This is a genomic window from Vibrio owensii (genome assembly GCF_002021755.1).
GTDB lineage: Bacteria > Pseudomonadota > Gammaproteobacteria > Enterobacterales > Vibrionaceae > Vibrio > Vibrio owensii.
The window spans coordinates 1653789-1676216 of the sequence record NZ_CP019960.1; the positions used below are offsets into that span (position 1 = coordinate 1653789).

The 22428-nt window shown below is 45.3% G+C and carries 23 protein-coding genes; 14 read left to right on the plus strand and 9 right to left on the minus strand.

Annotation, left to right across the window (positions count from 1 at the left end):
* Positions 1 to 250: 250 nt before the first annotated feature.
* Positions 251 to 1831, plus strand: coding sequence for a DEAD/DEAH box helicase (locus A9237_RS23885; RefSeq protein WP_078609880.1), 1581 nt, complete (start codon positions 251 to 253; stop codon positions 1829 to 1831).
* A 212-nt stretch (positions 1832 to 2043) separates the two neighbouring features.
* Positions 2044 to 2430 carry a hypothetical protein gene (locus A9237_RS23890; RefSeq protein WP_078609881.1) on the plus strand — a complete coding sequence of 129 codons (387 nt, stop codon included), beginning with the start codon at positions 2044 to 2046 and terminating at the stop codon, positions 2428 to 2430.
* A 96-nt stretch (positions 2431 to 2526) separates the two neighbouring features.
* Here the strand turns inward: A9237_RS23890 and A9237_RS23895 are convergent, their stop codons facing one another.
* The gene (locus A9237_RS23895) at positions 2527 to 3420 is read right to left on the minus strand and encodes a LysR substrate-binding domain-containing protein (RefSeq protein WP_078609882.1); all 894 of its coding nucleotides are present in this window, start codon (positions 3418 to 3420) and stop codon (positions 2527 to 2529) included.
* Between the two features lie 432 nt (positions 3421 to 3852).
* Between A9237_RS23895 and A9237_RS23905 the strand changes: the two genes are divergently transcribed.
* A complete protein-coding gene (locus A9237_RS23905) occupies positions 3853 to 4230 on the plus strand; it encodes an MmcQ/YjbR family DNA-binding protein (RefSeq protein ID WP_078609884.1) in 378 nt (125 codons plus the stop codon).
* An 8-nt stretch (positions 4231 to 4238) separates the two neighbouring features.
* Entirely contained in the window at positions 4239 to 4775 is a 537-nt protein-coding gene (locus A9237_RS23910; protein ID WP_078609885.1) for a nucleotidyltransferase family protein, read from the plus strand.
* Positions 4776 to 4782: 7 nt separating this feature from the next.
* Here A9237_RS23910 and A9237_RS23915 read toward each other — a convergent pair whose 3' ends face one another.
* Positions 4783 to 5706, minus strand: coding sequence for a LysR family transcriptional regulator (locus A9237_RS23915; RefSeq protein WP_078609886.1), 924 nt, complete (start codon positions 5704 to 5706; stop codon positions 4783 to 4785).
* A gap of 120 nt (positions 5707 to 5826) precedes the next feature.
* On the opposite strand from A9237_RS23915, the gene A9237_RS23920 reads away from it, so the two are divergent.
* From A9237_RS23920 to A9237_RS23940, 5 genes are all read left to right on the plus strand, one after another.
* A complete protein-coding gene (locus tag A9237_RS23920; RefSeq protein ID WP_078609887.1) occupies positions 5827 to 6495 on the plus strand; it encodes an SDR family oxidoreductase in 669 nt (222 codons plus the stop codon).
* Between the two features lie 100 nt (positions 6496 to 6595).
* A complete protein-coding gene (locus A9237_RS23925) occupies positions 6596 to 7783 on the plus strand; it encodes an MFS transporter (RefSeq protein WP_009706306.1) in 1188 nt (395 codons plus the stop codon).
* A 79-nt stretch (positions 7784 to 7862) separates the two neighbouring features.
* A complete protein-coding gene (locus tag A9237_RS23930) occupies positions 7863 to 8492 on the plus strand; it encodes a GrxB family glutaredoxin (protein ID WP_078609888.1) in 630 nt (209 codons plus the stop codon).
* Positions 8493 to 8502: 10 nt separating this feature from the next.
* Complete coding sequence (locus A9237_RS23935; RefSeq protein WP_078609889.1) at positions 8503 to 9594, plus strand: alkene reductase; 1092 nt, start codon at positions 8503 to 8505, stop codon at positions 9592 to 9594.
* A 163-nt stretch (positions 9595 to 9757) separates the two neighbouring features.
* Positions 9758 to 9943: a hypothetical protein gene (locus A9237_RS23940; protein WP_009706309.1), complete on the plus strand. Its 186-nt coding sequence runs from the start codon at positions 9758 to 9760 to the stop codon at positions 9941 to 9943.
* Between the two features lie 58 nt (positions 9944 to 10001).
* Here the strand turns inward: A9237_RS23940 and A9237_RS23945 are convergent, their stop codons facing one another.
* Positions 10002 to 11444 (minus strand): glutathione synthase, encoded by a 1443-nt coding sequence (locus A9237_RS23945; RefSeq protein ID WP_078609890.1) that lies wholly within the window; start codon positions 11442 to 11444, stop codon positions 10002 to 10004.
* A gap of 460 nt (positions 11445 to 11904) precedes the next feature.
* Between A9237_RS23945 and A9237_RS23955 the strand changes: the two genes are divergently transcribed.
* A complete protein-coding gene (locus A9237_RS23955; protein ID WP_005439241.1) occupies positions 11905 to 12426 on the plus strand; it encodes a DUF2058 domain-containing protein in 522 nt (173 codons plus the stop codon).
* Between the two features lie 61 nt (positions 12427 to 12487).
* Here the strand turns inward: A9237_RS23955 and A9237_RS23960 are convergent, their stop codons facing one another.
* Positions 12488 to 13375: a LysR family transcriptional regulator gene (locus tag A9237_RS23960; protein ID WP_078609892.1), complete on the minus strand. Its 888-nt coding sequence runs from the start codon at positions 13373 to 13375 to the stop codon at positions 12488 to 12490.
* 152 nt (positions 13376 to 13527) lie between these two features.
* Between A9237_RS23960 and A9237_RS23965 the strand changes: the two genes are divergently transcribed.
* Complete coding sequence (locus tag A9237_RS23965) at positions 13528 to 14511, plus strand: quinone oxidoreductase family protein (RefSeq protein ID WP_078609893.1); 984 nt, start codon at positions 13528 to 13530, stop codon at positions 14509 to 14511.
* 66 nt (positions 14512 to 14577) lie between these two features.
* Here A9237_RS23965 and A9237_RS23970 read toward each other — a convergent pair whose 3' ends face one another.
* The 3 genes from A9237_RS23970 to A9237_RS23980 all read right to left on the minus strand — a co-directional run bounded on the left by A9237_RS23970 (position 14578) and on the right by A9237_RS23980 (position 16378).
* Positions 14578 to 15027: a YHS domain-containing (seleno)protein gene (locus tag A9237_RS23970; RefSeq protein ID WP_020194663.1), complete on the minus strand. Its 450-nt coding sequence runs from the start codon at positions 15025 to 15027 to the stop codon at positions 14578 to 14580.
* Positions 15028 to 15111: 84 nt separating this feature from the next.
* The gene (locus A9237_RS23975) at positions 15112 to 15504 is read right to left on the minus strand and encodes a ribosome recycling factor family protein (protein ID WP_078609894.1); all 393 of its coding nucleotides are present in this window, start codon (positions 15502 to 15504) and stop codon (positions 15112 to 15114) included.
* A gap of 4 nt (positions 15505 to 15508) precedes the next feature.
* Positions 15509 to 16378 carry a LysR family transcriptional regulator gene (locus A9237_RS23980; protein ID WP_038876659.1) on the minus strand — a complete coding sequence of 290 codons (870 nt, stop codon included), beginning with the start codon at positions 16376 to 16378 and terminating at the stop codon, positions 15509 to 15511.
* A gap of 107 nt (positions 16379 to 16485) precedes the next feature.
* Between A9237_RS23980 and A9237_RS23985 the strand changes: the two genes are divergently transcribed.
* Positions 16486 to 17742, plus strand: a complete 1257-nt coding sequence (locus tag A9237_RS23985; RefSeq protein WP_005439252.1) for an adenylosuccinate synthase — start codon at positions 16486 to 16488, stop codon at positions 17740 to 17742.
* 115 nt (positions 17743 to 17857) lie between these two features.
* Here A9237_RS23985 and A9237_RS23990 read toward each other — a convergent pair whose 3' ends face one another.
* Entirely contained in the window at positions 17858 to 18073 is a 216-nt protein-coding gene (locus A9237_RS23990) for a hypothetical protein (RefSeq protein WP_039988298.1), read from the minus strand.
* Between the two features lie 463 nt (positions 18074 to 18536).
* Between A9237_RS23990 and A9237_RS23995 the strand changes: the two genes are divergently transcribed.
* Positions 18537 to 20024, plus strand: coding sequence for an EAL domain-containing protein (locus tag A9237_RS23995; protein ID WP_078610245.1), 1488 nt, complete (start codon positions 18537 to 18539; stop codon positions 20022 to 20024).
* Positions 20025 to 20338: 314 nt separating this feature from the next.
* Positions 20339 to 21403, plus strand: a complete 1065-nt coding sequence (ansB, locus tag A9237_RS24000; RefSeq protein ID WP_078609895.1) for an L-asparaginase 2 — start codon at positions 20339 to 20341, stop codon at positions 21401 to 21403.
* 116 nt (positions 21404 to 21519) lie between these two features.
* Here the strand turns inward: ansB and ppsR are convergent, their stop codons facing one another.
* A complete protein-coding gene (gene ppsR, locus A9237_RS24005; RefSeq protein ID WP_005439262.1) occupies positions 21520 to 22356 on the minus strand; it encodes a posphoenolpyruvate synthetase regulatory kinase/phosphorylase PpsR in 837 nt (278 codons plus the stop codon).
* Positions 22357 to 22428: the final 72 nt, after the last annotated feature.

The window sequence follows — 22428 nt, forward strand, 5'->3', positions numbered from 1 at the left end:
CGTTGTTCCTTGTTAATTTGGGTTATCGTTTTAGTTTTCCTTTTGCTTGTTAAACACTCTAAAACCTCAAGCTAACTTGAGGTAAAGACTGCATTTTAACGCTATCGTGAGAAATGAGATCTGCTTCAAAAAATTATCCATGACAGAAATAGTTGAAGCTAACGCTTAAAAGCCTCAGAATGTCGCACTTTTCGCGTCGTACATAAATTCGACGCCTTGTTATCTAACTCGACAATTGAGAATCATACATATGGGTTTTACCTCGTTAGGTCTATCTGCTCCAATCCTTAAAGCTATTCAGGAAAAAGGCTACGACACCCCTTCGCCAATTCAGGCACAAGCAATTCCAGCTGTTTTGGAAGGGAAAGACGTGATGGCAGCAGCACAGACTGGTACAGGTAAAACGGCAGGCTTCACGCTTCCGATTCTTGAACGTCTGTCGAACGGTCCACGTATACGTAGCAACCAAGTCCGCGCATTGGTGCTCACACCAACTCGTGAGCTTGCTGCTCAGGTACAAGAAAACGTGTTCATGTACAGCCGCCACCTACCTCTAACGAGTGCAGTGGTATTTGGTGGTGTGAAGATCAACCCGCAAATGCTTCGCCTTCGTAAAGGTGCGGACGTATTGGTTGCAACACCAGGTCGTCTATTGGACCTATACAACCAAAATGCAGTGAAGTTTGACCAACTAGAAATGCTGGTTCTGGACGAAGCAGACCGCATGCTAGACATGGGCTTCATTCGCGACATTCGCAAGATTCTTGATTTACTGCCTAAGCAGCGTCAGAACCTTCTGTTCTCTGCGACTTTCTCTGATGAAATCCGCGACCTTGCAAAAGGTTTGGTAAACAACCCTGTAGAGATTTCAGTTAACCCTGCAAACTCTACAGCACGCACCGTAGAACAATGCATTTACCCAGCAGACGTGAAGAAGAAAGCGCCAATGCTGGTCAAGCTGATCAAAGATGGCGATTGGAAACAAGTATTGGTGTTTACCAAAACCAAGCATGGCGCAAACCGCTTAGCTAAGTTCTTAATCGACCAAAAGATTACAGCTGCAGCAATTCACGGTAACAAGAGCCAAGGCGCACGTACTAAAGCACTGGCTGACTTTAAATCTGGCGAAGTTCGTGTATTAGTTGCAACAGACATCGCTGCACGCGGTATCGATATTCCTCAGCTTCCTCAAGTGGTTAACTTCGAGCTACCTAAAGTGGCAGAAGACTACGTTCACCGTATCGGTCGTACTGGTCGTGCTGGTGAAGTGGGTAAAGCGATCTCTCTAGTATGCGCACTTGAAGCATCAGAGCTGTTTGCAATTGAACGTTTGATTCAACAACTGCTGCCTCGTAAAGAGCTAGAAGGCTACGCACCAACTAACGTATTGCCAGAGTCGAAGCTAGATACTCGCCCTATCAAGCCAAAGAAACCGAAAAAGCCTAAGAAGCCAAAAGCAGAAGGTGAAAACGGTCAAACAGCCGAGAAGAAAAACAGCGGCGGTAACAACAAACCAAAGCGTCGTTTCAACAGTGACAACAAAAACGGTAAAGGCGAAAACAAATCTGGCAAAGGCGGCGCTGGCAAGCCAAAAGGCAACCGTGACTGCCAAGCTCGCTCAAACGGCAAGCCAAGCGGTAACAAGCCGAATAACAACCAGTCTGGTGCGAACAAACCTGGTGCAAACAAAAACGGTAACGGTGGTAAACCATCAGGTAACCGCAAACCTAACAGCGGCAAACCAGCAGGCGCAAAGCCTTCAAACGGTAAACCGTCAGGCAACAAGCCATCAGGACAACGTCGCAAGCCACGTCCGCAAGTAGCTAAGTAATTAGATACCGAGTTAAAACGACAAAGCCGCTGATAATCTCAGCGGCTTTGTTTTATCTGCCATCTAGAGAAAACCGCGACCTTTTTCGCTTTCTTTCCTCAAATCATAAAAACCTGTGACTTCCCCCTCTATATTATTCACAAGACAATTGATTATCAGACTTTAGAAGTGATATTCATATGTATGCATTTAACTGATGAGAGGTGTTGTCAATGATTTCTGCACAAGATTTTCAAATTAAGCAATCCCAGTTTTCCTTTAAACAAGATCATTATCTTTTGGAAAAGATAAAAGGAATACGTGTAAAAACGAACACATTTAAAGACCATGCCTTACGTATCCTTTGCATCGGAACAATAGTCTCAAGCGTCGTTTGGATGGTTTGCCCTGAATCACTTGGCGTTTTTACCGCCCCTTTTGCCTTCGTTGTGGGCATAATTGCTGCCCTCAATTCAACAAAAAAATACGAGCTACAAATTGAATTCCAACATGTTGATGGAACTGGCTTACAGTGGGTATCCGTAGCTAAGAGCAGCAATCAAAAAGTCAAAGACGTCTTTAAAGAACAAGTCATTAAAGTAACAAGCCAGCTCAGTTAATCAAATAACTAGCACCCAAAGGCATGTTGGGTTATCTCAAACAGCCCGTCGTTTGACCTTATCATTCCCAATGAAAATAAACTTAAAACTAGCAAGTTACTTAAAAGAAAGCTCTTTCATTAACCAAGCTTTAAAAGCACTGATACGCAAAGAGCGCGAAGACGAAGGGTCATCAATTACCGAGTAACGAACACCTGGCTTTAAACCAATATCAAAAGGTTTCACTAGCATCCCTCTTTCAATAAAGTCGGCACAAACACTATCTGTTGCTAAGCACGCCCCGTGACCAGCTACCACAGCATTGATTCCCATATCAAAGGTGCCAACCTCCATCCACTGAAGTCTGTCTTTTTGAGTATCAACGTCGGCAGCTTTAAACCACTGCTCCCAATTGAATGCCTCTGAGTGAAAGTCAATCAGCCAACAACGTTGTAACTGATCAGGGTGGGTAAACTTAATTGATTCAGCAAGTTGTGGAGAACAGTAAGGATAGATTTCTTCTTCAAATAACGTCTTTTGCTCCAACCCTAAATCGGTTGCATCTCCATCGCCTTGCCAAATTAGTACATCGGTCTCAGTGTGTCTGATATCCATGGTGTGGAGGTTTTGCATTCTGATAGGAATATGCGGGTACTCCATTGTAAATTTCCATAGCCTTGGCATTAGCCAACGAGTCGAAAAAGAACGCGGAGCACTAACATTCAACACGCCTTCTAGCGGTTCATTTTGAATTCGATTTAGGCCTGTAATGATGTTTTTGAAACCATCATTAACGTGTCGATGAAGAATTTGCCCTTTATCCGTCAGGTGCATTTCACGTCCACGTCGAATGAACAGCTTGCAACTCAAACGTTGTTCTAACTGCCTCAACTTTTGGCTTATCGCTGCCTGAGTGATGCAAAGTTCCTCAGCCGCTTTACTGTAGCTTTTTAGTCGAGCTGCAGATTCAAAGTAATGAAGCGCTGAAAGATAGCGAAGTCTATTGTCCATAACCTCTACTTATAATACTTGTAATAAATCGTTGTTCGTAATGGAGCTTTGTTGGTTCGATAATACTGACATCAAATGGTCGAACAAGGAAATTCAATTGAAGAACATATTGTTAAAAACTCAAAAAATAGCATCTATACTATTGAATAAATTTAATTTAATTAAAAAAACCAATATTGATAGGTATTACATTAACGACCTCAGCAATCACGTAAGAAAGGATATAGGAGTCCAATCCTACGAGGAGAAAAGTTCACATTACTCAAATTACCTATAATTTAAGATTATTTAAATTTCACTCTACCTGAGTTAAAACAAAAAGTTCAGACAGAATCCGACCTGTAAAGCTTTACAATGAATCGTGATACATCAAGACCAATCAACCTGTGCTAACCTAGCCAACACCATGATTCTCATAAGTTAAGGTTGACCATGACATACGAAGAATTTAATCAATTCTGTGGCTCATTCGCTGCCACTTCCCATGTTGTTCAATGGGGCGACGCGCACGTTTGGAAAGTCGGCGGAAAGGTGTTTGCTATTGGTGGCTGGAGTAAAGACAAGCAGCCTGCATTTACGTTTAAGACTTCCCCTTTAAACTTCGATTTTTTAAGTGATTATGAGGGCTATATTCCTGCCCCTTATTTCGCAAACCGTGGTATGAAGTGGATTCAACAAACGGAAACCTCCGGACGCCTAGACGAAGAGCTAAAGTACTATTTATCAGAATCTTATCGATTAGTTGCACTTGGCTTGAGTAAGCGAAAACGCGATGAATTGGGCATTGAGCTGCCTCCAGCCAAATCTTAAGGGTGAACATGGAAGATCTTGTTCAATTATTGCTTGCCGATCATGAACGTATGAAAGCAATGGAATGTGCTCGCTCACTGGCTTTACCAGATTGCTACATTGCTGCAGGCTTCGTACGAAATCTAGTTTGGGACCATCTTCATCACAAACCGCAGCCAACCCCACTCAATGACCTTGATATTGTCTACTTCGACCCAAATGAAATAGATGACAAGGCGGCGTTGATTTATGAAGCTCAGTTAACTGCAATGATGCCAGAGTTCAACTGGCAAGTACGTAATCAAGCAAACATGCACCTAAGGAATGGTGATAAGCCATACCAAAGTACCTTGGATGCGATGAGTTACTGGCCAGAAAAAGAGACGGCGGTTGCTGCCAGATTGAACGAAAAGAACCAGATAGAGTGCATTTCAGCGTTCGGATTTGAGTCTTTGTTTGAAGGTCGGGTTACTTACAATCCCAAGCGAACATTAGCGCTGTTTCAATCTCGGGTAGAATCCAAAAGTTGGCTAATCACATGGCCTCAATTACGGGTTGCCGTCTAAGCCTTGCTCATTCGGGAAACTGGCTATGAAAACGCTCAATCAAGAAGTCCAAAAACAAACGAAGTCGCTTAGGTTGATACTGTCGGCTCAGGTATATCACGTTCAAATCTGCGCCAGCAGAAGAGGTCGAGGCGTTGAAGTTCTTCATATAGCCATTTAACACCGTCACTAAACGCTGCTGTTTGATGTCCTCTTGTACATCGAGAATCGATTTCAACGCAATCCCCGCCCCATCTAATGCCCATTGACGAATCACTTCGCCATCATCAGAAAAGCGCTTCGGTACGACAGTAACAACATTGTGCTGCTCTTCATCTTGAAAGTGCCATGTTTTCAACTCTTCATTGCTGCGAACCATGGCTAAACAATCGTGCTGTGCTAAATCTTGTGGCGTGATCGGCGTGCCTTTCTTTGCCAAATACTGAGGAGAAGCGCAAAGCACTCGGCGACTGGACGCCAGTTTGCGAGAGATAAGGTTGCTGTCAGCTAACTCCCCATATCGGATAACGATGTCCAAACCGGACTCCGCCAAGTTGGATAAGTTATCGTTCAAATACAGATAAGGGATCACATCGGGATAGAGCTGACTAAATTCCGACAGTATTGGCGAAATGTATTGCTTACCAATATCGCAAGGAGCCGAGATTTTAAGTGTGCCGCGCACTTCTTTGGTGCCAGTTTGGAGTAAGTTCTCCGTCTCTTTAACGCTGTCGATGATTTCCAAGCATGCCTGATGGTACATAGCGCCAGAGTCCGTCAGTGAAATATGCCTTGTACTGCGATTAAGTAATTTCACCCCATAACGGTCTTCTAGCGACTGCAATCTTGCCGTTACTGTTGCTGGCGATAAGCCGAGCTCTCTACCAGCCGCTGCCAGCCCTTGGTTCTTCACTATGCTGACAAACAGCGTCATATCCGAAAACTTGTCCACATTACCTCCGAAATTTCATTATTCGACTGAGCTGAATAATCAATTCAAATATTACCCAATTATCAAATTTCTTCCAATCAATATACTGGCTCCAACGAAACAAGATTGGAGAAGCAAATCATGAAAACAGAAAAAACTATCTACGTCGTACTAGGTGGCACATCAGGTATTGGTGCTGAACTTAGCCAACAACTTGCAAGCGACAATGCGGTTGTCCACGTAGCAAGCCGCAAAACAGGGTTAGACATCAGCGATGAACAGTCGGTTTACCACTACTTCGAAACCATTGGTGCTTTTGACCACCTGATCGTCACAGCAGGCTCTTATGCTCCGGCAGGCAAAGTGATGGACGTGGAGGTTTCCCAAGCAAAATATGCTTTTGATACCAAGTTTTGGGGCGCAATCAACGCGGCGAAACATGGCGCACGCTACATCAAGAAAGGCGGCTCAATCACACTAACTTCAGGCATGTTATCGCGCAAAGTTGTTGCTAACACCTACGTCAAAACCGCCATCAACGCGGCCATTGAAGCGACCACAAAAGTGCTAGCAAAAGAGTTGGCTCCGATCAGAGTGAATGCGGTCAGTCCAGGTTTAACCAAAACCGAGGCGTATCAAGGCATGAACGAAGACGACAGAAATGCCATGTTCAAACGCACACAAAGTAGCTTGCCCGTTGGCAAAGTAGGTGAAGCCGGTGACGTTGCAAAAGCTTACTTACTTCTGATTGAAAACAGCTACATGACCGGCGCCGTGATTGATGTTGATGGTGGCGCACTGCTTGGCTAACAACACACGCTTAGCTAACCGCAAATAAAAACAAGGTGTCAGAGCAATAAAAAAGCATGGCACCAATGGGTTCAAACGAAATAAAAAAAGAGACTCCCCCATGAATAAAGAAAAAATGCCGCTGCAGGTATGGATCTTAACGCTTGCAGCCTTTGCTATCGGTACCGCGGAATTTGTTATTGCAGGAATTCTTCCTCAAGTCGCCAACTCTTTGTCCATCACGGAAGGGCAAGCGGGTTACCTAATCAGTGCCTACGCACTTGCCATTGTGTTTGGCGGCCCGCTACTTACGATTTACTTGGCACGCTTTAACAAGAAAGCCGTACTAGCTGGGCTAATGGTGCTGTTTATTCTCGGCAACGTATTGTCCGCTTTCGCACCGAACTACTTTGTGTTGATGGTCAGCCGAGTGATCACAGGTTTGGTTCAAGGTCCTTTCTACGGCATCGGAGCCGTGGTCGCGACCAATTTGGTTTCAGAAAAAATGGCAGGTCGTGCGGTCGGACAGATGTTCGCAGGCCTAACACTGGCTAACGTTTTAGGTGTGCCTGGCGGTACTTGGATTGGCTTGCAATTCGGCTGGCACACCACTTTCTTAACCGTTGCCGCTTTTGGTTTAGTGGCTCTGTTCTTCATCACTTCAGTGATCAAATCGACTGGTCATGGCGAAGCAAAAGATGTCAAAGCACAATTGGCTGCGTTCAAAAACCCAATGCTACTTATCAGCCTTGCGATCACCGTATTTGCTTGGTCGGGGTTTATGACTTTGTATGGCTACATCGCCCCTATCGCCATGCACATCACAGGCTTTGGTGAAAGTGCCGTAACTTGGATTCTAGTTATCGTTGGTGTCGGTCTTATTGTTGGTAACACCATGGGTGGTCGTTCATCGGATAAAAACTTACAAAAAGCGTCTATGTTCTGGGCTATCGCGATGATTGTGTCACTGGTACTGGTCGGCCTAACTGTCGACAGCAAAGTTCTGTTTATTGCCACCGCCTTTGTATTTGGTATTGCGTCATTCGCTAACGTGCCAGCAATGCAACTTCGAGTAATGAACCACGGTGGTGAAGGTCAAGAGCTAGCGGCGACGGCAAACATCTCAGCGTTCAACTTAGCCAATGCCTTTGGCGGTTTCTTAGGCGGCATGGTGCTCGATAGCCAAATGGGCGCAGGCATGATCCCTTACGCAGCCATCATTGTTCCACTGATTGGTTTGTTATTCATCGCCAAGGCGAACCGCAAAGAAAGCAAACAAACTGAGCTAACACCAAGCTTCAACAACTAATTTCATCCCTACTGGTAGCCCTGACTTAACGCCTCCCGAACAAGCGGGGCTACCCAATACGAATCGATAGGAAAACACTATGAAACTCTACATTTACGAACATTGCCCATTCAGTGCTCGCGTCCGCTATGTTGCTGGCATACTGAATATCCAACTCGACGTCATCAATATTGCTTATGACGATGACAAAACCACAACAGACCTGATTGGAACCAAACAAGTACCACTTCTTATCAAAGACAACGGTGAAGCGATGGCAGAAAGCCTAGATATCATCGCTTACTTCCTTGAACTGGCTACATCAAGTGAAACAAGCCAACCATCTCAACAAGCGCTGGATTGGCAAAAAATCGCGTTTCTTCCACTGCAGAAGGTGGGTTACCCACGTTGGTCAAACATGGATTTTCCAGAGTTTTCCACTCAGTCTGCACAGCTCGCTTGGCGGGCGAAAAAGGAAACGGAAGCACTCAATTTTGACGCACTTCTGCAAGACACACCAAACATTGCCAAAGAGGTCGAAGCACTCATTAAACGAGCGAAAAGCGTGTTGAATCTCGACTCTTATCAGCATGTGGCTTTGGTAGACGAAGCGATCCTATTTTCTATTTTGCGCGGGTTCTTCAGTGCCGCAGAAATCCAATGGGACAACACCGTGAAAGATTGGATGGAATCGGTAAGCAGCAAAACCCAAGTGCCACTACTTAAGTAAGGAGCCGATCATGAGCAAACTATTTGAACCAGCACGGCTAAAACAACTGGATCTACAAAACCGTGTAGTCATGGCACCAATGACCCGAGCGCGCACCAGCCAACCGGGCAACATTCCAAACCAAATGATGGCGACTTACTACAAGCAGCGCGCTACCGCAGGCTTAATCATCTCTGAAGCCACACAGATTTCAGACGATTCGCAAGGTTACTCGTTCACACCTGGCGTCTACACTGATGAACAAGTGGCAGGATGGAAAACCGTCACTCAAGCAGCAAAAGAGCAAGGCGCAGCGATGTTTTGTCAGTTATGGCATGTTGGTCGTGTATCACACCCGACATTCCAAAAAGGCGAACAGCCTATTGCGCCATCAGCACTAAAACCAGTAGAAACCCAAGTATGGATTGCCGACGAACAAGGCAATGGCAACATGGTCGATTGTGTAGAGCCACGAGCCATGACTCAAGCCGATATTGACCGTGTGGTAAGTGATTTTGCCCACGCCGCGAAACGTGCGATTGAAGCAGGCTTCGATGGCGTTGAAATCCACGGCGGTAATGGTTACCTGATTGACCAGTTCCTGCGTACCAATTCAAACCACAGAACTGATAACTACGGCGGAACTCGCGAAAACCGACTTCGCTTTTTGTTAGAAGTGGTCGATGCGGTGAGCGAAGCCATTGGTGCCAACAAAGTGGGAGTACGACTCGCACCTTTCATCACTTTCAAGGACATGAACTGCCCAGACATTGTGCCAACCATCCTTGATGCATCGAAACAACTTCAAGCTCGTGATATTGCGTACTTACACTTGTCTGAAGCGGATTGGGACGACGCACCAGTGATTCCAGAAAGCTTCCGCATCGAACTACGCGAATACTTCAACAACACGATTATCGTCGCAGGCAGTTACACCCAAGAGCGTGCTGACGAGGTACTTGAGAAAGGCTATGCGGATTTAGTCGCGTTTGGACGCCCGTTTGTGTCTAACCCAGATTTGGTGGCGCGCTTACAGCACCAACAACCTCTGGCAGAACTGGATGGCTCTACGCTTTTTGGTGGTAATGAACACGGCTATACAGATTACCCAGCGCTTGGTTGAGAGGCTTTACCTGCTTGTGATAGCGATTCATAGCGTGCCGTATTTCTCAGATTAATACGTTGCTATCCCATAAAGGGAAAAGCGCAACGCAGCTCAACGTTTTCTTAAGTTTGAGTGTAATAAACTGGCTGCATATTCAGAATACAAATTTAGGAGAACGCTCGTGTCTGATGAAACTACAAAACAAGAAGTGACGGTTGTTGATATTAAGATGCCATTTATGTCGATGGTGATCTTTATGGTCAAGTTCGCTATCGCTTCAATTCCTGCGATGATCATCCTAGGTATTATTTTCAGTATCTTGGGCGCACTTTTCGGAGGGATGTTCCACGGTATGGGCCACATGTAACCAACTAATCCACAAATAAAAACACTCTCCATGCTTTACCCATAGAGAGTGTTTCTTTTTAATCCACCAGCACTAAAGAATCTAAGATGCCTTTGCCGCTGTGGATGCCACCTTCGTTTTCACTCGCTGGTTTACTGCGAATCAAATAGCCCGCGTAGCCATCCAATTGCGTTACAGGCTCACCTTGATAGTGCGCCGTGAATAAACCAATTTCACTCACAAGGTCCGTCACCACGCTCTGCTTTGCATCACGCACTGCAATCGTCGGTATTTCTCTTTCATGCGGATACAAACGCTGCATCAAAGCCCAAGCACTGTATTGCTCTTGTGGCAGTCGACTCAGTTGTTTCGCTATATCTTCACCAAAGATACAGTGACCACCGCCCTCGCCTTGGTTTTTCAATACCCATTCGTCTTTGTTACCAGAAGCAGCAAACCATTTGATCGTATCAGTGTTAATTGGCTTCATCTCTGCCAATACGCTTTTGACCAACTCGGCTTCTTCAAGATTGAGTCCCCAGCGCTGATACTCACTTGCCGGCATCATGGTTAACAACATTTGCATTGATTTGCTGGTCGCCAACTGTTGACTGATGGTCGCATTCATCGCCACGTAGTGCTTTTCCATGAACAAACGAGTCTGGCTCAAGGTGTGGCAACAGATTGGTTCATTCAGCTCCGGTGAGAAGTAGTCCATATATTGATAACCAGCACGTAAGTACACAACGTCAAGACCGCCGATGTTATCTAGCAAGAGGCGTTGTTCGTCACCGCTCGATAACTGCGAACTCAACTGCTCAAAGGTACGTCTTACTGTGCGAACGCCAAGCTTCTGCAATTCCACTTCGAGTAAGTGTTGGTCATACACGTTGTCTTCGTTTTTCTGCACCACCATCAGAAACGTCGGTGCGCCTTCTTCATTAAAATGCGCTTTGACTTTTCTCGCGGCAGTGGCAATACCAAGCGCAAGTTGCTGCATGCCTTGGTTATCGGCTGGTGTTGCCGCTTTATCTTCTAACCATTGTTGGTAAACACTGCCCCACTGCGAGCTCAAAAATTGATGCAGCTCTGTGGCACGCTGACCAAAAGGCGCCATCCCAGCCGCAATGCCATTAAACTCAATGACTTTCGCGCCGTGTTGACGATCATCCATAAAGTCGGTTCGCATTAATAACAGGGGTTGGCGCGCAGCTTCATGGTAAACCTCTTTATGCAGTTCCAATAAACGCTCAAAGAAAGTATCGGCTTTGCCTAGCTCGGCTAAAGAGGTTTGCAGGAATTCATAATCCTCAGACACATGACTGATCAGCTTGGCGATTAACGGCGTCACTTTCTTCAAATGTGCGAACACATCACGCTCTATCGTCATTGGCGCAAAGCTAAAAGGACAGTGTCTTGCGGTGTTATTTGCTTGGCGAAATGCCACGCCGTGCATGATTGCCCACTCACAAGCTTCTTCAATCACTTGTTGCGGGATGGTTTGTTTGTCTGAGGTACTCATGGTTTTGCTTCAAAATTTTTCGCCTAATGTACTTAAGACGCTGGAAGTTGCAATAAGACGCACACTTTCTCGATTTATTTTTCGTTTTTTTGCTCAACAAAGCGCCGAGTCATATCCCGCCGTATGTTTATACTCAAGTAACCTCGAGGTGCTTGGTTCAGCGAGAATGACTTGGTTTGAAGGCGAGGCAACAATTTGAAGATCTAGTGATTCTAAATCAATAATTGTTAACGAAGCATACGAACCAAGACAACTCGCCCTTCGGGAGCGTGTCACTGAAGCAATTTCTTCGTCAAACAACTTGGAAAGAGCTAACTATTCCGCTTCGTTGTTTTCCTTGAACTTGAATCAGTGACAACGCTCTGAATCCTGCACCTTGAAGTCACTTGAGTATATCCCTCTTTCTTTGCGGCGGATGACTGGTTAAAATGCACAAAATTGCGCACTAACTGGATAGATCATGGCAAAACTTACCCTTCAAGAGCAGATGCTGAAAGCAGGCTTGGTTAACGAGAAAAAACTGAAGAAAGCGAAAAAAGGCTCTAAAAAATCACGCGTTCAAGCTCGCGAAGTAAAAGCGGCGGTTGAAGAGAACAAACGTCAGCAGTTAGAGCGTGACAAGCAATTGAGCGAGCAACAAAACGCAGAGCGCTTGAACAAAGAAATCAAAGCGCAAATCAACCAACTGATTGAAATGAACAAGGTTGATTTGAAAGATGGCGACATCAAATACAACTTCACACACGGTACACTTGTGAAGTCTCTGTACGTTGAGTCAGAGATTCGCGAACAGCTGATCAAAGGCATCTTGGCAATCGCGATTGTTGGTGAAAGCTACGTTGTCATCCCACGTGGTGTAGCAAACAAGATTGCTCAACGCGATGAATCTGTGATCATCGAACAGAAAGAACCAGAAGCGGACATCCCGGCAGAAGATGACCCGTACGCAGATTTCGTCGTACCAGACGATCTGATGTGGTAATGCTCCACTTCGTGGAACCAAAAATGAAAAAGCCGCGATCATCGCGGCTTTTTTGTGTTTGCTATTCGCTCTCTTGATAGCGTTGTCGAATGTAATCGACGATGTGTTTTATCTGGCTCTGCGCGTGTCTTCGTCCCAAATAGTACGCGTACATAACACGCTTACGAGGCTCTAAGTTCCCGATTTGTAACGTCACGATGTTTTCATCCTTCACCATCGACGCTGGCAACATACCCATGTATTTGCCTGACTGAATCGCGTGATACGCCAAACCAAGATCATCCACCGTCAAACCTTGCTGTGGCGATACAGCGATTTCTTCAAATTGCTTGTTTACAAACATCCAGTTCATTGCAGGACGAGTTATCACTCCCGGCAGTGATTCCAACTGTTCGACAGAGAGTGTGAGACCACTCAATTGATGGTTTTCAACGTAATCACGGTGGGCACAAACGACGTATGGAATATCCCATAAATGCAATGCGATTGCAGATGAATCGACAAGTGGACCAACTCGGAATGCTAAATCGATGTCATCTTTAATCAGATGCTTATTGTCGTTCGACAGAGAAACATCAAGCTGAAGATCGGGGTGCTCTGCTGCAAAATCGATAAGCCACGCCCCAAGAAAATCAATGCCAGCACGAACGGGCATCGACACATTCAACTTCCCCTTGAAGGCAACTTCAGAATCCACCGCAAAATCTATCGACTGGCGAATCGTCCCAAGCAGAGCCGAACAGTTTTGATAAAGCTCTTCACCTCGAGTAGACACTTTGACTTCACGGGTGGTGCGATGAAGCAACACTAAACCCAAGTTGTTTTCTAGCGCTTCAATACGTCGACTTACCGTACTGTGAGGAATCTCTAACCGCTCAGAAGCGCGCTTTAAGCTGCCCTCTTCGACCACGGTGCAAAATACCTGCAAATCATCCAACACTCGTTTCACCCAGAACTCCTTTTAGCGAGTATAAACTTCTATTATCCCATTTTTGGAATAGTGATACTCAATATCGCCAATTTTTTCTCTCCGCGCAAGCGTCTAGTATTTGATTCACAGACACGGCAAACGCCCTTTAATCGAATCACGAGGATGACATCATGAAAGCAGTATTACTGACTCAAACAGGCGGCAGCGACAAACTGGTTTACCAAGACGTAGCACAACCAACATTGAAAGAAGGACAAGTTTTGGTTCACATTCATGCAGCACCAGTGAACTTCATTGATACCATCATCCGTGAAGGCAATATGCCTCCTGGTATGATGCCAGAGTTGCCATACATCTCTGGTGTAGAAGGCAGTGGCGTGATTGCCGATTCAAACAACACAAGCTTAAAAGAAGGCACGAAAGTCGCGTTTCTTGGTCCAATCGGCGCATCAACTTACGCAGAGTTTACCGCTGTCGATGCAGATAAATTAGTCGTGCTACCAGAGTCTGTCGACCTTCAAGAAGCCGCTGTTCTACCTGTTAACTACTTTACGGCTTACCACATGCTACATAACGTTGCTCGCGTTGAAGAAGGCAAAACAGCACTGGTTTACGCAGCGTCCGGTGGCGTGGGTACGGCATTGATTCAATTGGCTAAGCTAGCAGGTCTAAACGTTATTGCTTTAGAGCGACAAGCCCACAAAGCAGAAAACGCATTGAAGATGGGTGCGGACCACGCATTTACCTCTGATAGCGATTGGGTAGAGTCAGTTAAAGAAGTCACCGAAGGTCGCGGAGTGAACTACATCTTTAACCCAGTAGCTGGTGATACCATAGTGCAAGACTTGGAAGTACTGGCACCACTTGGTCACGTTGTTGTGTTTGGTTTCTTGGCGGGTATGGGTGAGACAAACTTGCAAGCCGAGGCGATTAAGCACTTTAGCAAAGCGCCAACTATTACTTACTCAGAAATCTACGCGACTTACTTCAACGACTACCCATTGGTGAAATCATCCATGGAAGCGCTTTACGGACTCCTAGAGCAAGGCAAAATTAAACCAGTGTTTACCACGCTGCCATTGTCCGAAGCGGCGCAAGCACACGATAAAATCGAAAGTGGTTCAGTGATGGGTAAAATGTTGTTGCTACCGTAAATCTAAAGATTCCCCACAATCAAAAAAGGTCGCTGTAATAGCGACCTTTTATCTTATCGGACTTCGTTATTCTGCAAGTAACTTCGGCCAGTTTTTATCTCCGCTCGCAATGTTACCCGGAATGTCTTGTTGCCAAGAGGCTTGAACGGATTTGCTGTAGTTTAGGTAGAGCTTTCCATCGTGAATATTCCACGCATTGGGGTCTATCTTAGCGGTATAGCCTTTACTCACTGCCCAAGCACAATAGCCGCCATATTGGGGTGCAAATTTCTCCGGATTTTTCACGAATGCATCTCGATTTTCCGCTGATGAAAAGTACCATTTGGCATCATTCCAACGATAAGTGAAATCGCTGTCACCTTTGACTGGTTTTGATTGCGTAAAGTAAGCGACAGGGTCATAACCACGAATCGCTTTACCGAGAAAGTCGCTATAAACAGGATCAAGAGCGAAAGCAGGAAGCGTCAAACTCCCCCAAATGAAGAACACACTCAACAGTTTCAATATCAGCTTCATAACCTTCCCTCTCTACGTTATCCGATGTTTGATAATCAATCGCTTACCAGTATAGACAGGGAATAAGAGAAGAAACTTTCAGGCTTATAGCATCTCAGCGTCGAAACGTGCCGTTCGAGCTTGGGCGATCGTACAGTTGGTTTCCGACATTAGCTCTGCCAAGGTAATGTTTGGATTCTCCAAGACCAATCGAATCAGCTTGGCTTCCAAAGGTTCAAGCTTATCGCTGTGCTTAGCCAGGCCAACTTCCATTTTGTTGATCACAAATCGCATCGGCTCAGACTCTTCTGCCTTGATATGATCGAGAAACGCTTTCAAATCCAAAGCCTCTCCAGCGATTTGCCAATTACGGGAGCGTCGAATGCGCTTCATTTCGCACTTCTTCTCAACCGCTATTGCTTTGGCTCGCTTAGCATGATCACCACCAATTCGGTGAATCAAAGATGGTAGAGGGATGATAATGGTTGTGTCTTGCATACCGTTAAACCTCTACCACAGACACATTCTCAGCTACCCATTTAAGAAGCTGTTTTGCGGCTTTGGACAGCACTTGGTTTTGGCGAACGATGTAGCCAAAATCGGTGTTGGGGAAGCTGGGTAACGGCGTTACTTTTCTTGAGAGTTTCAATCTTGGATCGAGTGAGAAGTCCGGCACAATCGCGGTTCCAAATCCGGCTTCTGCCCAATCAATTTGGGCCTCTACACTGCCCACTTCCATAACTCTATGTTTTGGTAAGTTTAGCTCTGGTAGAGACGCGTCAATCAACTCACGCGTTCGGGTATCGTGACCGAGCAAGATAAGAGTTTGGTTCTCTTCGCTGTTATCTCGCCAATCGAAAATGTTATCGCCAAAAGCACACCAATGAATCTGGGTCAGCGACGTAAAATGCAATGGTTGACTCTCTTTCTGCGCAATAACAAAACCGATGTCAGCACGAGCACTTTTTACCAAATCCACCGCTTGCGATGAAGTGGTGTTGAACAGTGCTAAGTCGATACCGGGATATTCGTTTTTGAATTGTTGGAATGGCTTGATAAGTAACAGACGCGAGACAATGTCACTCGCCGCAATCGAGAGCGTTCCTTGCGTTAAGTCATTAATGGCATTGAGATCGGACTGGCAGATTTGCAGCTCATTCAACATGTGCTCGGCAGTGTCTAATAATCGCTTACCGGCCTGAGTCAGCTGTACTGGGTTGCGTTCAATCAACTTGGTACGAGTAGCTTGTTCTAACTGCTTGATGTGAAGACTGACATTTGGCTGCGTCATGTGCAGTTCAATCGCTGTTTTTCCGAAATGTTTCACTTCTGCCAAGGTGACAAACGTACGTAACCAGTTCAAATCCAACATAGAAAATTACCCGATATGACTTTCTTATCAAGTTAATGAGTATAATTAATTTCTCTTATTCATGCGAGCATCCTAAGATTTTCCGGTCTGTTTTTGGAGAATGAATTATGTCGTCTATCGTTGTTGTGGGTGCAAACTGGGGTGATGAAGGCAAAGGCCGCATCGTTGACTTTTTGGCAGAGCAAGCTTCTGCAAGCATTCGTTTCCAAGGTGGTAACAACGCGGGTCACACCGTAGTTAACGACCTAGGTACGTTCAAGCTGCACCAGCTACCAAGTGGCGTTTTCAACCCTGACTGTTTGGCAGTTTTAGGTCCGGGTATGGTTATCAGCCCTGCGTCGCTGTCTGAGGAGATTGCGGAAGTCGCGGAAGCGGGCGTTAAAGTGAACATGTGCATCTCTGATCGCGCAACACTATGTCTACCTCTACACGCACTAGAAGATACGCTAGAAGAACAACGCTTAGGCGACAAAGCATACGGTTCAACTCGTCAAGGTATTGCACCTGCATACGGCGACCGTGTGATGAAAAAAGGCATCCTAGTTGGTTGGTTGAAACAACCAGAAGTTCTAGTAGAACGCATCAAGTTCTGGATGGACTGGAAACTTCCACAACTACGTGCACTTTACCCAACGTTCGAATTCGAGCAAACCGCTGAAGAAATGGCGAACTGGTTGCTAGAAGTGTCTGCACCTTGGCGTGATGCTATCTGCAACGTAACGCTGCCGCTAAAAGAGCTGCAAGCAAAAGACCAAACTCTACTGTTCGAAGCACAGCTAGGTGCGGGCCGTGACCTTGTTTACGGTGAGTACCCATGGACAACATCTTCAAACGTTGTGTCTATGTACGCGGGTATCGGTAGTGGTCTTCCTGCTCTACGTCCAGAGCGCGTTATTGCAGTAGCAAAAGCGTTCAGCTCATCAGTAGGTACTGGTACGCTAATCACGGCAATGGAAGAGCAAGATGCATTCCGTGAACTAGCGGGTGAATTCGGCGCAACAACAGGTCGTCCACGTGACATGGGTTACTTTGATGCAGTAGCGACTAAGAACGGCGTTGAGCTTCAAGCAGCGACTGAAATCGCACTGACCAAAGTAGACTGCCTGACTGGTCTTAAAGATCTAAAAATCTGTGTTGGTTACGAAGGCGAGCACAGCGAAAACCCAATTTGGCCTCAAACGGCTGCACTAGCACCAATCTACGAGAAGATGGAAAGCTGGAGCGAAGACATTACTGGTTGTCGTAAGTTCGAAGAGCTACCAGTTGCGGCACAAAAATACGTTCTACGTATTGAAGAACTAATGGGTGTACCAGTGAAAATGGTATCGGTTGGTCCTGGTCGTGAACAAATGATTATGCGCTAAGACGTAAACAATACGTCTATTGGCAAGCGGCTTTTATCTTTTCCGGGGTAAAGCCGCTTTTTTTATGCACTTTATACTTTGTTAAAACAAGTACTGTTCTATGTTTTAACGAGCGTCAGAACGCTAATTCTTCCATCGGCCTCACCACAGAGCCGTGTTGCTGGGACAGCAAGGAGAACTCAACTTCTTGCCCACATCCGCAGTAAAAGTCGTAACCTTCACCGGTTAAAAACGGCGTACTTTTATCGATAAACCAATCTCTAGATTTTTTAGTATGAAGCTCACCACAACTTGGGCAAGTCACTTCAATCGAGAAAGTTTTCGCAATCATATCCCTAACCTCTTGTTTATTGCATCACGTACAACGAAATCGTTTGCTGCAAATAAATTAAACGAAGTCTTGAAACACTTCGTTAAGATATTGTCAGAGGAAAGGGTGAAAAATGCGTGTTTCAACGACACTTTGAACAAGTTTTTGCAGAATTAGATAACCGACAAACTTTGCTCTACATACCCCTTTAGGGTGAATACATTTTGAACGCTTATTTATCACAATTATGTGATAGTAAGACTCATTTTTTATTTTAAAATAGTAACTTATCGTTATTTTATAAGATCATCTTCACAGTTTGCGCTGAACATTTCCTAAATATGAGACGCTTAATATAGTTTTATGTCATTACTTGCTTGCGCTACTGATATCTGTGACCAATAAATTCTTCAAAAACGCCTCAAAAAGATGGACAAACAACATCAAATTGGGTGTGGTCGGTGTTCTTTCTTTCACGTTCACCATGTTGGCTTTCATCCCTCTTGCGAACCAACATCATAAAAAGCTCACCGAACAAGCGGTGGTGTCTATCGAGAATGAGTTTCGAGACAATGTGAATGATCTCACTTACTTGCTTGATGACGCGTTTTTTCTAAAAGCCTGCAATGATTTGATACATGACCTGAGAGCAAGCATCTTCAGCTTGGGGATGGCTAAAGATATCGCGACGTTCGACAGCGATGGTCAAGTGTTGTGTACCAGTAGCGAACGCAGCCCATCTTTTTTTATTTATAAAACCATCTTAAAACGTCTTGGCGATAGCGATGTACACGCCACACTCTCCTACACCAAAAGCGCATTAACTCCGGACCAAGCACTGATTCTGTTTTTCACGAAACAAGAAGGCAGAGGCATTAGTGTGGTTTTTCCTAAGGAGTCATTGGAGACCCTCGTTGCTGACATCTTTCGCTTTGGAGACATGGATTATCGGATTGATGTCATCGGTAGAACAGTAAGAAGCCCGAGCGATAAACAGCCTCTGCGCATGGAAGAAGTCGCCTCAGAGGTGCTGCCTTTTACGGTTTACTCTTGCATTGGCTTTGCGTTCTATCTGCAGTTTCTGGTGAGCAAACTTTGGTTAGGATTGCTAGTGATGGCATTTGCACTTGTGGTTCGCCTATTCTTCACTTCGAAGAAGTTTGCTAAGAACAGCTTGGAGTTCTCTCTTACACAAGCGATCAAAAGTCGAAATTTGAGTGTGCATTATCAACCAATTGTGGATCAACGAGATGGGTCTGTGATTGGTGGAGAATCCTTAGTGCGCTGGAACGATCCGGTTCAAGGCTTTATTTCACCAGGTATCTTTATCCCTCTTGCGGAGAAAGTTGGTTTGATCGACCAGATCACTTATCTCGTTTTAGATAAAGCGATCAATATGATCGCCTCGAATAACGTGACGTTCCATGATCGTTACATCAGTGTGAATGTCAGTCGTTCTTTGATCTTACGAGAAGATTTCATTAAAGAAGTGGAGTCTCGTTTGAAGTATCGTTACTTCATCAGCGAACGTTTGGTGTTTGAGATCACCGAAGAGGCTATCTTCAGTGGCGGCGAACTTGCTGTGCTTCGTAAACATCTCGACCGCTTAGCCGTTCTGGGCATTCGTATTGCGGTCGATGACTTCGGCACAGGTTATTCGGGGCTGGACTTCATAAGCCAGTATCCGTTTGACATCATCAAAATCGACCGTGTGTTCGTCACCAACTTAGGTAACGGGCAAACCATTCAACCTTTGTTAGAAGCCATCCACACGCTTTCCCAAACGCTGAATATGTCAGTGATTGTGGAAGGCGTAGAAGAACAAGCGCAATTACGCGTCTTGCATGATCTCGGCTTCTACAACATACAAGGCTTCTACTTCTCGAAGCCGATACCTAAGCCTGACTTTCTCGAATATTTGGAATCGAAACAGGCAACGACACTACAAACTCTCACGCCCGCTCTAAACTGAGTTTAAAGTTCTCTGGCTCTTGGCTGAGCGATGGATGTTCAGCCAAGTCTTACCTTAAAACCCTCATCAGACGTTGCCTTACTTACAAATCAGTAATTTACAATTAACCAATTGTTAAACACACTGCCGAAAGATCTCACTTGTTAATGAAGCACGTCGATTAAGTTAAACGCTTGATTTAATGTTCATTAACTGATTAGTTGATCACGATTTTCATCTGCAAATTGGTGAACTTGTGCTCAAAAAATCTACCGCACTGTTTTTAGGATAGATATCGCCTCCCCCAACATCTAACCCAAAAACAGGTGAATCCTATGACTAAAAAGTTTCTCCGCCTAAGTACGATCACGCTCGGTTTGTGCATGAGTTCTTTGTCCTTCGCCAATGCCGACCTACCAAACATTAAGATCTTAGCAACCGGTGGTACTATCGCTGGCGCTGGTCAATCAGCAACGGAATCCAATTACACCGCAGGTAAAGTCGGAGTGGATTCGCTGATCAACGCAGTTCCTAGCATGACCAAGATTGCCGACATTTCTGGCGAGCAAGTGGTCAGCATCGGCTCTCAAGACATGAACGATGAAGTCTGGTTGACGTTAGCCAAACGCGTAAACGAATTACTCGCTCAAGATGATGTTGACGGCATTGTGATTACTCACGGTACCGACACTCTCGAAGAGACCGCCTACTTTCTTGACTTAACGCTGAAGAGTGACAAGCCTGTTGTCATCGTCGGTGCAATGCGCCCTTCTACTGCAATGAGTGCAGACGGCCCAGTTAACCTCTACAATGCTGTGGTGACGGCAACGGATGAGGACTCTCAAGGTCGAGGGGTTTTGGTTGCGATGAATGACACCATCTTCGATGCACGTGACGTAACGAAAACCAACACAACTTCAGTCAGCACCTTCCAATCACCGAACTTTGGCCCGCTCGGTTACATTCACAACAGCGATGCGAAGTACCAACGCAGCCCAGAACGTAAACACACCACTGAAACAACCTTCGACGTATCCAAACTCGATAAGCTGCCACAAGTCGGAATCGTTTATAACTATGCCAACGCGTCGAGCTTACCGGTAAAAGCGTTCGTCGATGCGAAATTTGACGGCATCGTCAGTGCGGGGGTCGGCAATGGCAACTTGTACCACACCGTATTTGATGAGTTAGAAAAAGCGAGTAAAGATGGCATCATGGTTGTTCGCAGCTCTCGCACGCCTACCGGCTCTACTACCCTAGATGCTGAGATTGACGACGATAAATACGGTTTCGTGGCATCTGGCACGTTGAACCCACAGAAAGCTCGTATTCTGTTGATGCTATCGCTAACACAGACTAAAAATTACCAAGACATCCAGAAGATGTTCCAACATTACTAATCGAACAGTTCACGAACTTTTCGATGAGTTAAAGCTAGCCGCTAATTAAAAAGAGGAGGCGCAGATGCCTCCTCTTTTGTAATTTATCGTTGGTAACTTAGGCAAACAAGGGCAACTTAGCCAAACAAGCGACGCTTCATCCCTGCTCTTTCAAGAATGCGCGTAGTAATTTCTTCCACCGAAAGAGACGAAGTGTTGATGTAAGGAATGGCTTCTCTTCTAAACAGTGCTTCTACCGTATCAAGCTCCAACTTACATTGCTCAGTGCTGGCGTATTCGCTGCCTGACAAGCGGTTCTCGCGGATTTCATTCAACCGTTCTGGGTTGATGGTTAAACCAAACAGCTTATGGCGATGGATTTCAAACTCCGGCAATAAACGCATCATCTTGACGTCTTCAGCAATAAACGGGTAGTTCACTACACGCAAACCAAACTGCATCGCCATATATAGGCTGGTTGGGGTTTTGCCACTACGAGAAACACCAAGAAGGATAATGTCGGCCTCATCCAAGCCTTTAAGAGTGATGCCGTCATCATGAGCAAGCGTGTATTCAATCGCTGCAATACGGTCGAAATAGGTATCCGAATCTTTGCTTACGCTGCGTGAGCGCTGCATCTTCGGTTGTGGCTCCATCTGAATGTCGTCTTGCACCTTCTGCACAATGCTTTCTAGTACGTCATAGCTATGAGCTGGCGCTTTTAGCAGCATTTCACGAATTTCTGGCACAACAATCGAGAAGAAAACCAAAGGCTTAATCCCATCACGCTGGTAGGAAATCTCGATTTCTTTGATGACATCGGCGACTTTGTCTTCACTTTCGACAAAAGGAAAGGTTTTTTCATTAGGAATGAAGGAAAACTGACCCAGAACAACATGCCCTAACGTCTCACATGTTATGGCCGTTCCGTCAGAAACATAGAATACATCACGACTTTGGCTATTTATTTGCATTTTAGTTTAATTTTTAAAATTCATTTGAGTAGGATGGTTTACATAATATTAATAAATGAGTTCGGCTTGCAA

Excerpts from the sequence above, each read along its gene's own strand:
- ansB (WP_078609895.1), top strand. The coding sequence starts at position 20,339 with ATGACTAAAAAGTTTCTCCGCCTAAGTACGATCACGCTCGGTTTGTGC.
- A9237_RS23935 (WP_078609889.1), top strand. The coding sequence starts at position 8,503 with ATGAGCAAACTATTTGAACCAGCACGGCTAAAACAACTGGATCTACAA.
- A9237_RS23990 (WP_039988298.1), bottom strand. The coding sequence starts at position 18,073 with ATGATTGCGAAAACTTTCTCGATTGAAGTGACTTGCCCAAGTTGTGGT.
- A9237_RS23885 (WP_078609880.1), top strand. The coding sequence starts at position 251 with ATGGGTTTTACCTCGTTAGGTCTATCTGCTCCAATCCTTAAAGCTATT.
- A9237_RS23975 (WP_078609894.1), bottom strand. The coding sequence starts at position 15,504 with ATGCAAGACACAACCATTATCATCCCTCTACCATCTTTGATTCACCGA.
- A9237_RS23970 (WP_020194663.1), bottom strand. The coding sequence starts at position 15,027 with ATGAAGCTGATATTGAAACTGTTGAGTGTGTTCTTCATTTGGGGGAGT.
- A9237_RS23985 (WP_005439252.1), top strand. The coding sequence starts at position 16,486 with ATGTCGTCTATCGTTGTTGTGGGTGCAAACTGGGGTGATGAAGGCAAA.
- A9237_RS23890 (WP_078609881.1), top strand. The coding sequence starts at position 2,044 with ATGATTTCTGCACAAGATTTTCAAATTAAGCAATCCCAGTTTTCCTTT.
- A9237_RS23920 (WP_078609887.1), top strand. The coding sequence starts at position 5,827 with ATGAAAACAGAAAAAACTATCTACGTCGTACTAGGTGGCACATCAGGT.
- A9237_RS23995 (WP_078610245.1), top strand. The coding sequence starts at position 18,537 with ATGTTGGCTTTCATCCCTCTTGCGAACCAACATCATAAAAAGCTCACC.
- ppsR (WP_005439262.1), bottom strand. The coding sequence starts at position 22,356 with ATGCAAATAAATAGCCAAAGTCGTGATGTATTCTATGTTTCTGACGGA.
- A9237_RS23955 (WP_005439241.1), top strand. The coding sequence starts at position 11,905 with ATGGCAAAACTTACCCTTCAAGAGCAGATGCTGAAAGCAGGCTTGGTT.
- A9237_RS23910 (WP_078609885.1), top strand. The coding sequence starts at position 4,239 with ATGGAAGATCTTGTTCAATTATTGCTTGCCGATCATGAACGTATGAAA.
- A9237_RS23980 (WP_038876659.1), bottom strand. The coding sequence starts at position 16,378 with ATGTTGGATTTGAACTGGTTACGTACGTTTGTCACCTTGGCAGAAGTG.
- A9237_RS23895 (WP_078609882.1), bottom strand. The coding sequence starts at position 3,420 with ATGGACAATAGACTTCGCTATCTTTCAGCGCTTCATTACTTTGAATCT.
- A9237_RS23905 (WP_078609884.1), top strand. The coding sequence starts at position 3,853 with ATGACATACGAAGAATTTAATCAATTCTGTGGCTCATTCGCTGCCACT.
- A9237_RS23965 (WP_078609893.1), top strand. The coding sequence starts at position 13,528 with ATGAAAGCAGTATTACTGACTCAAACAGGCGGCAGCGACAAACTGGTT.
- A9237_RS23945 (WP_078609890.1), bottom strand. The coding sequence starts at position 11,444 with ATGAGTACCTCAGACAAACAAACCATCCCGCAACAAGTGATTGAAGAA.
- A9237_RS23925 (WP_009706306.1), top strand. The coding sequence starts at position 6,596 with ATGAATAAAGAAAAAATGCCGCTGCAGGTATGGATCTTAACGCTTGCA.
- A9237_RS23930 (WP_078609888.1), top strand. The coding sequence starts at position 7,863 with ATGAAACTCTACATTTACGAACATTGCCCATTCAGTGCTCGCGTCCGC.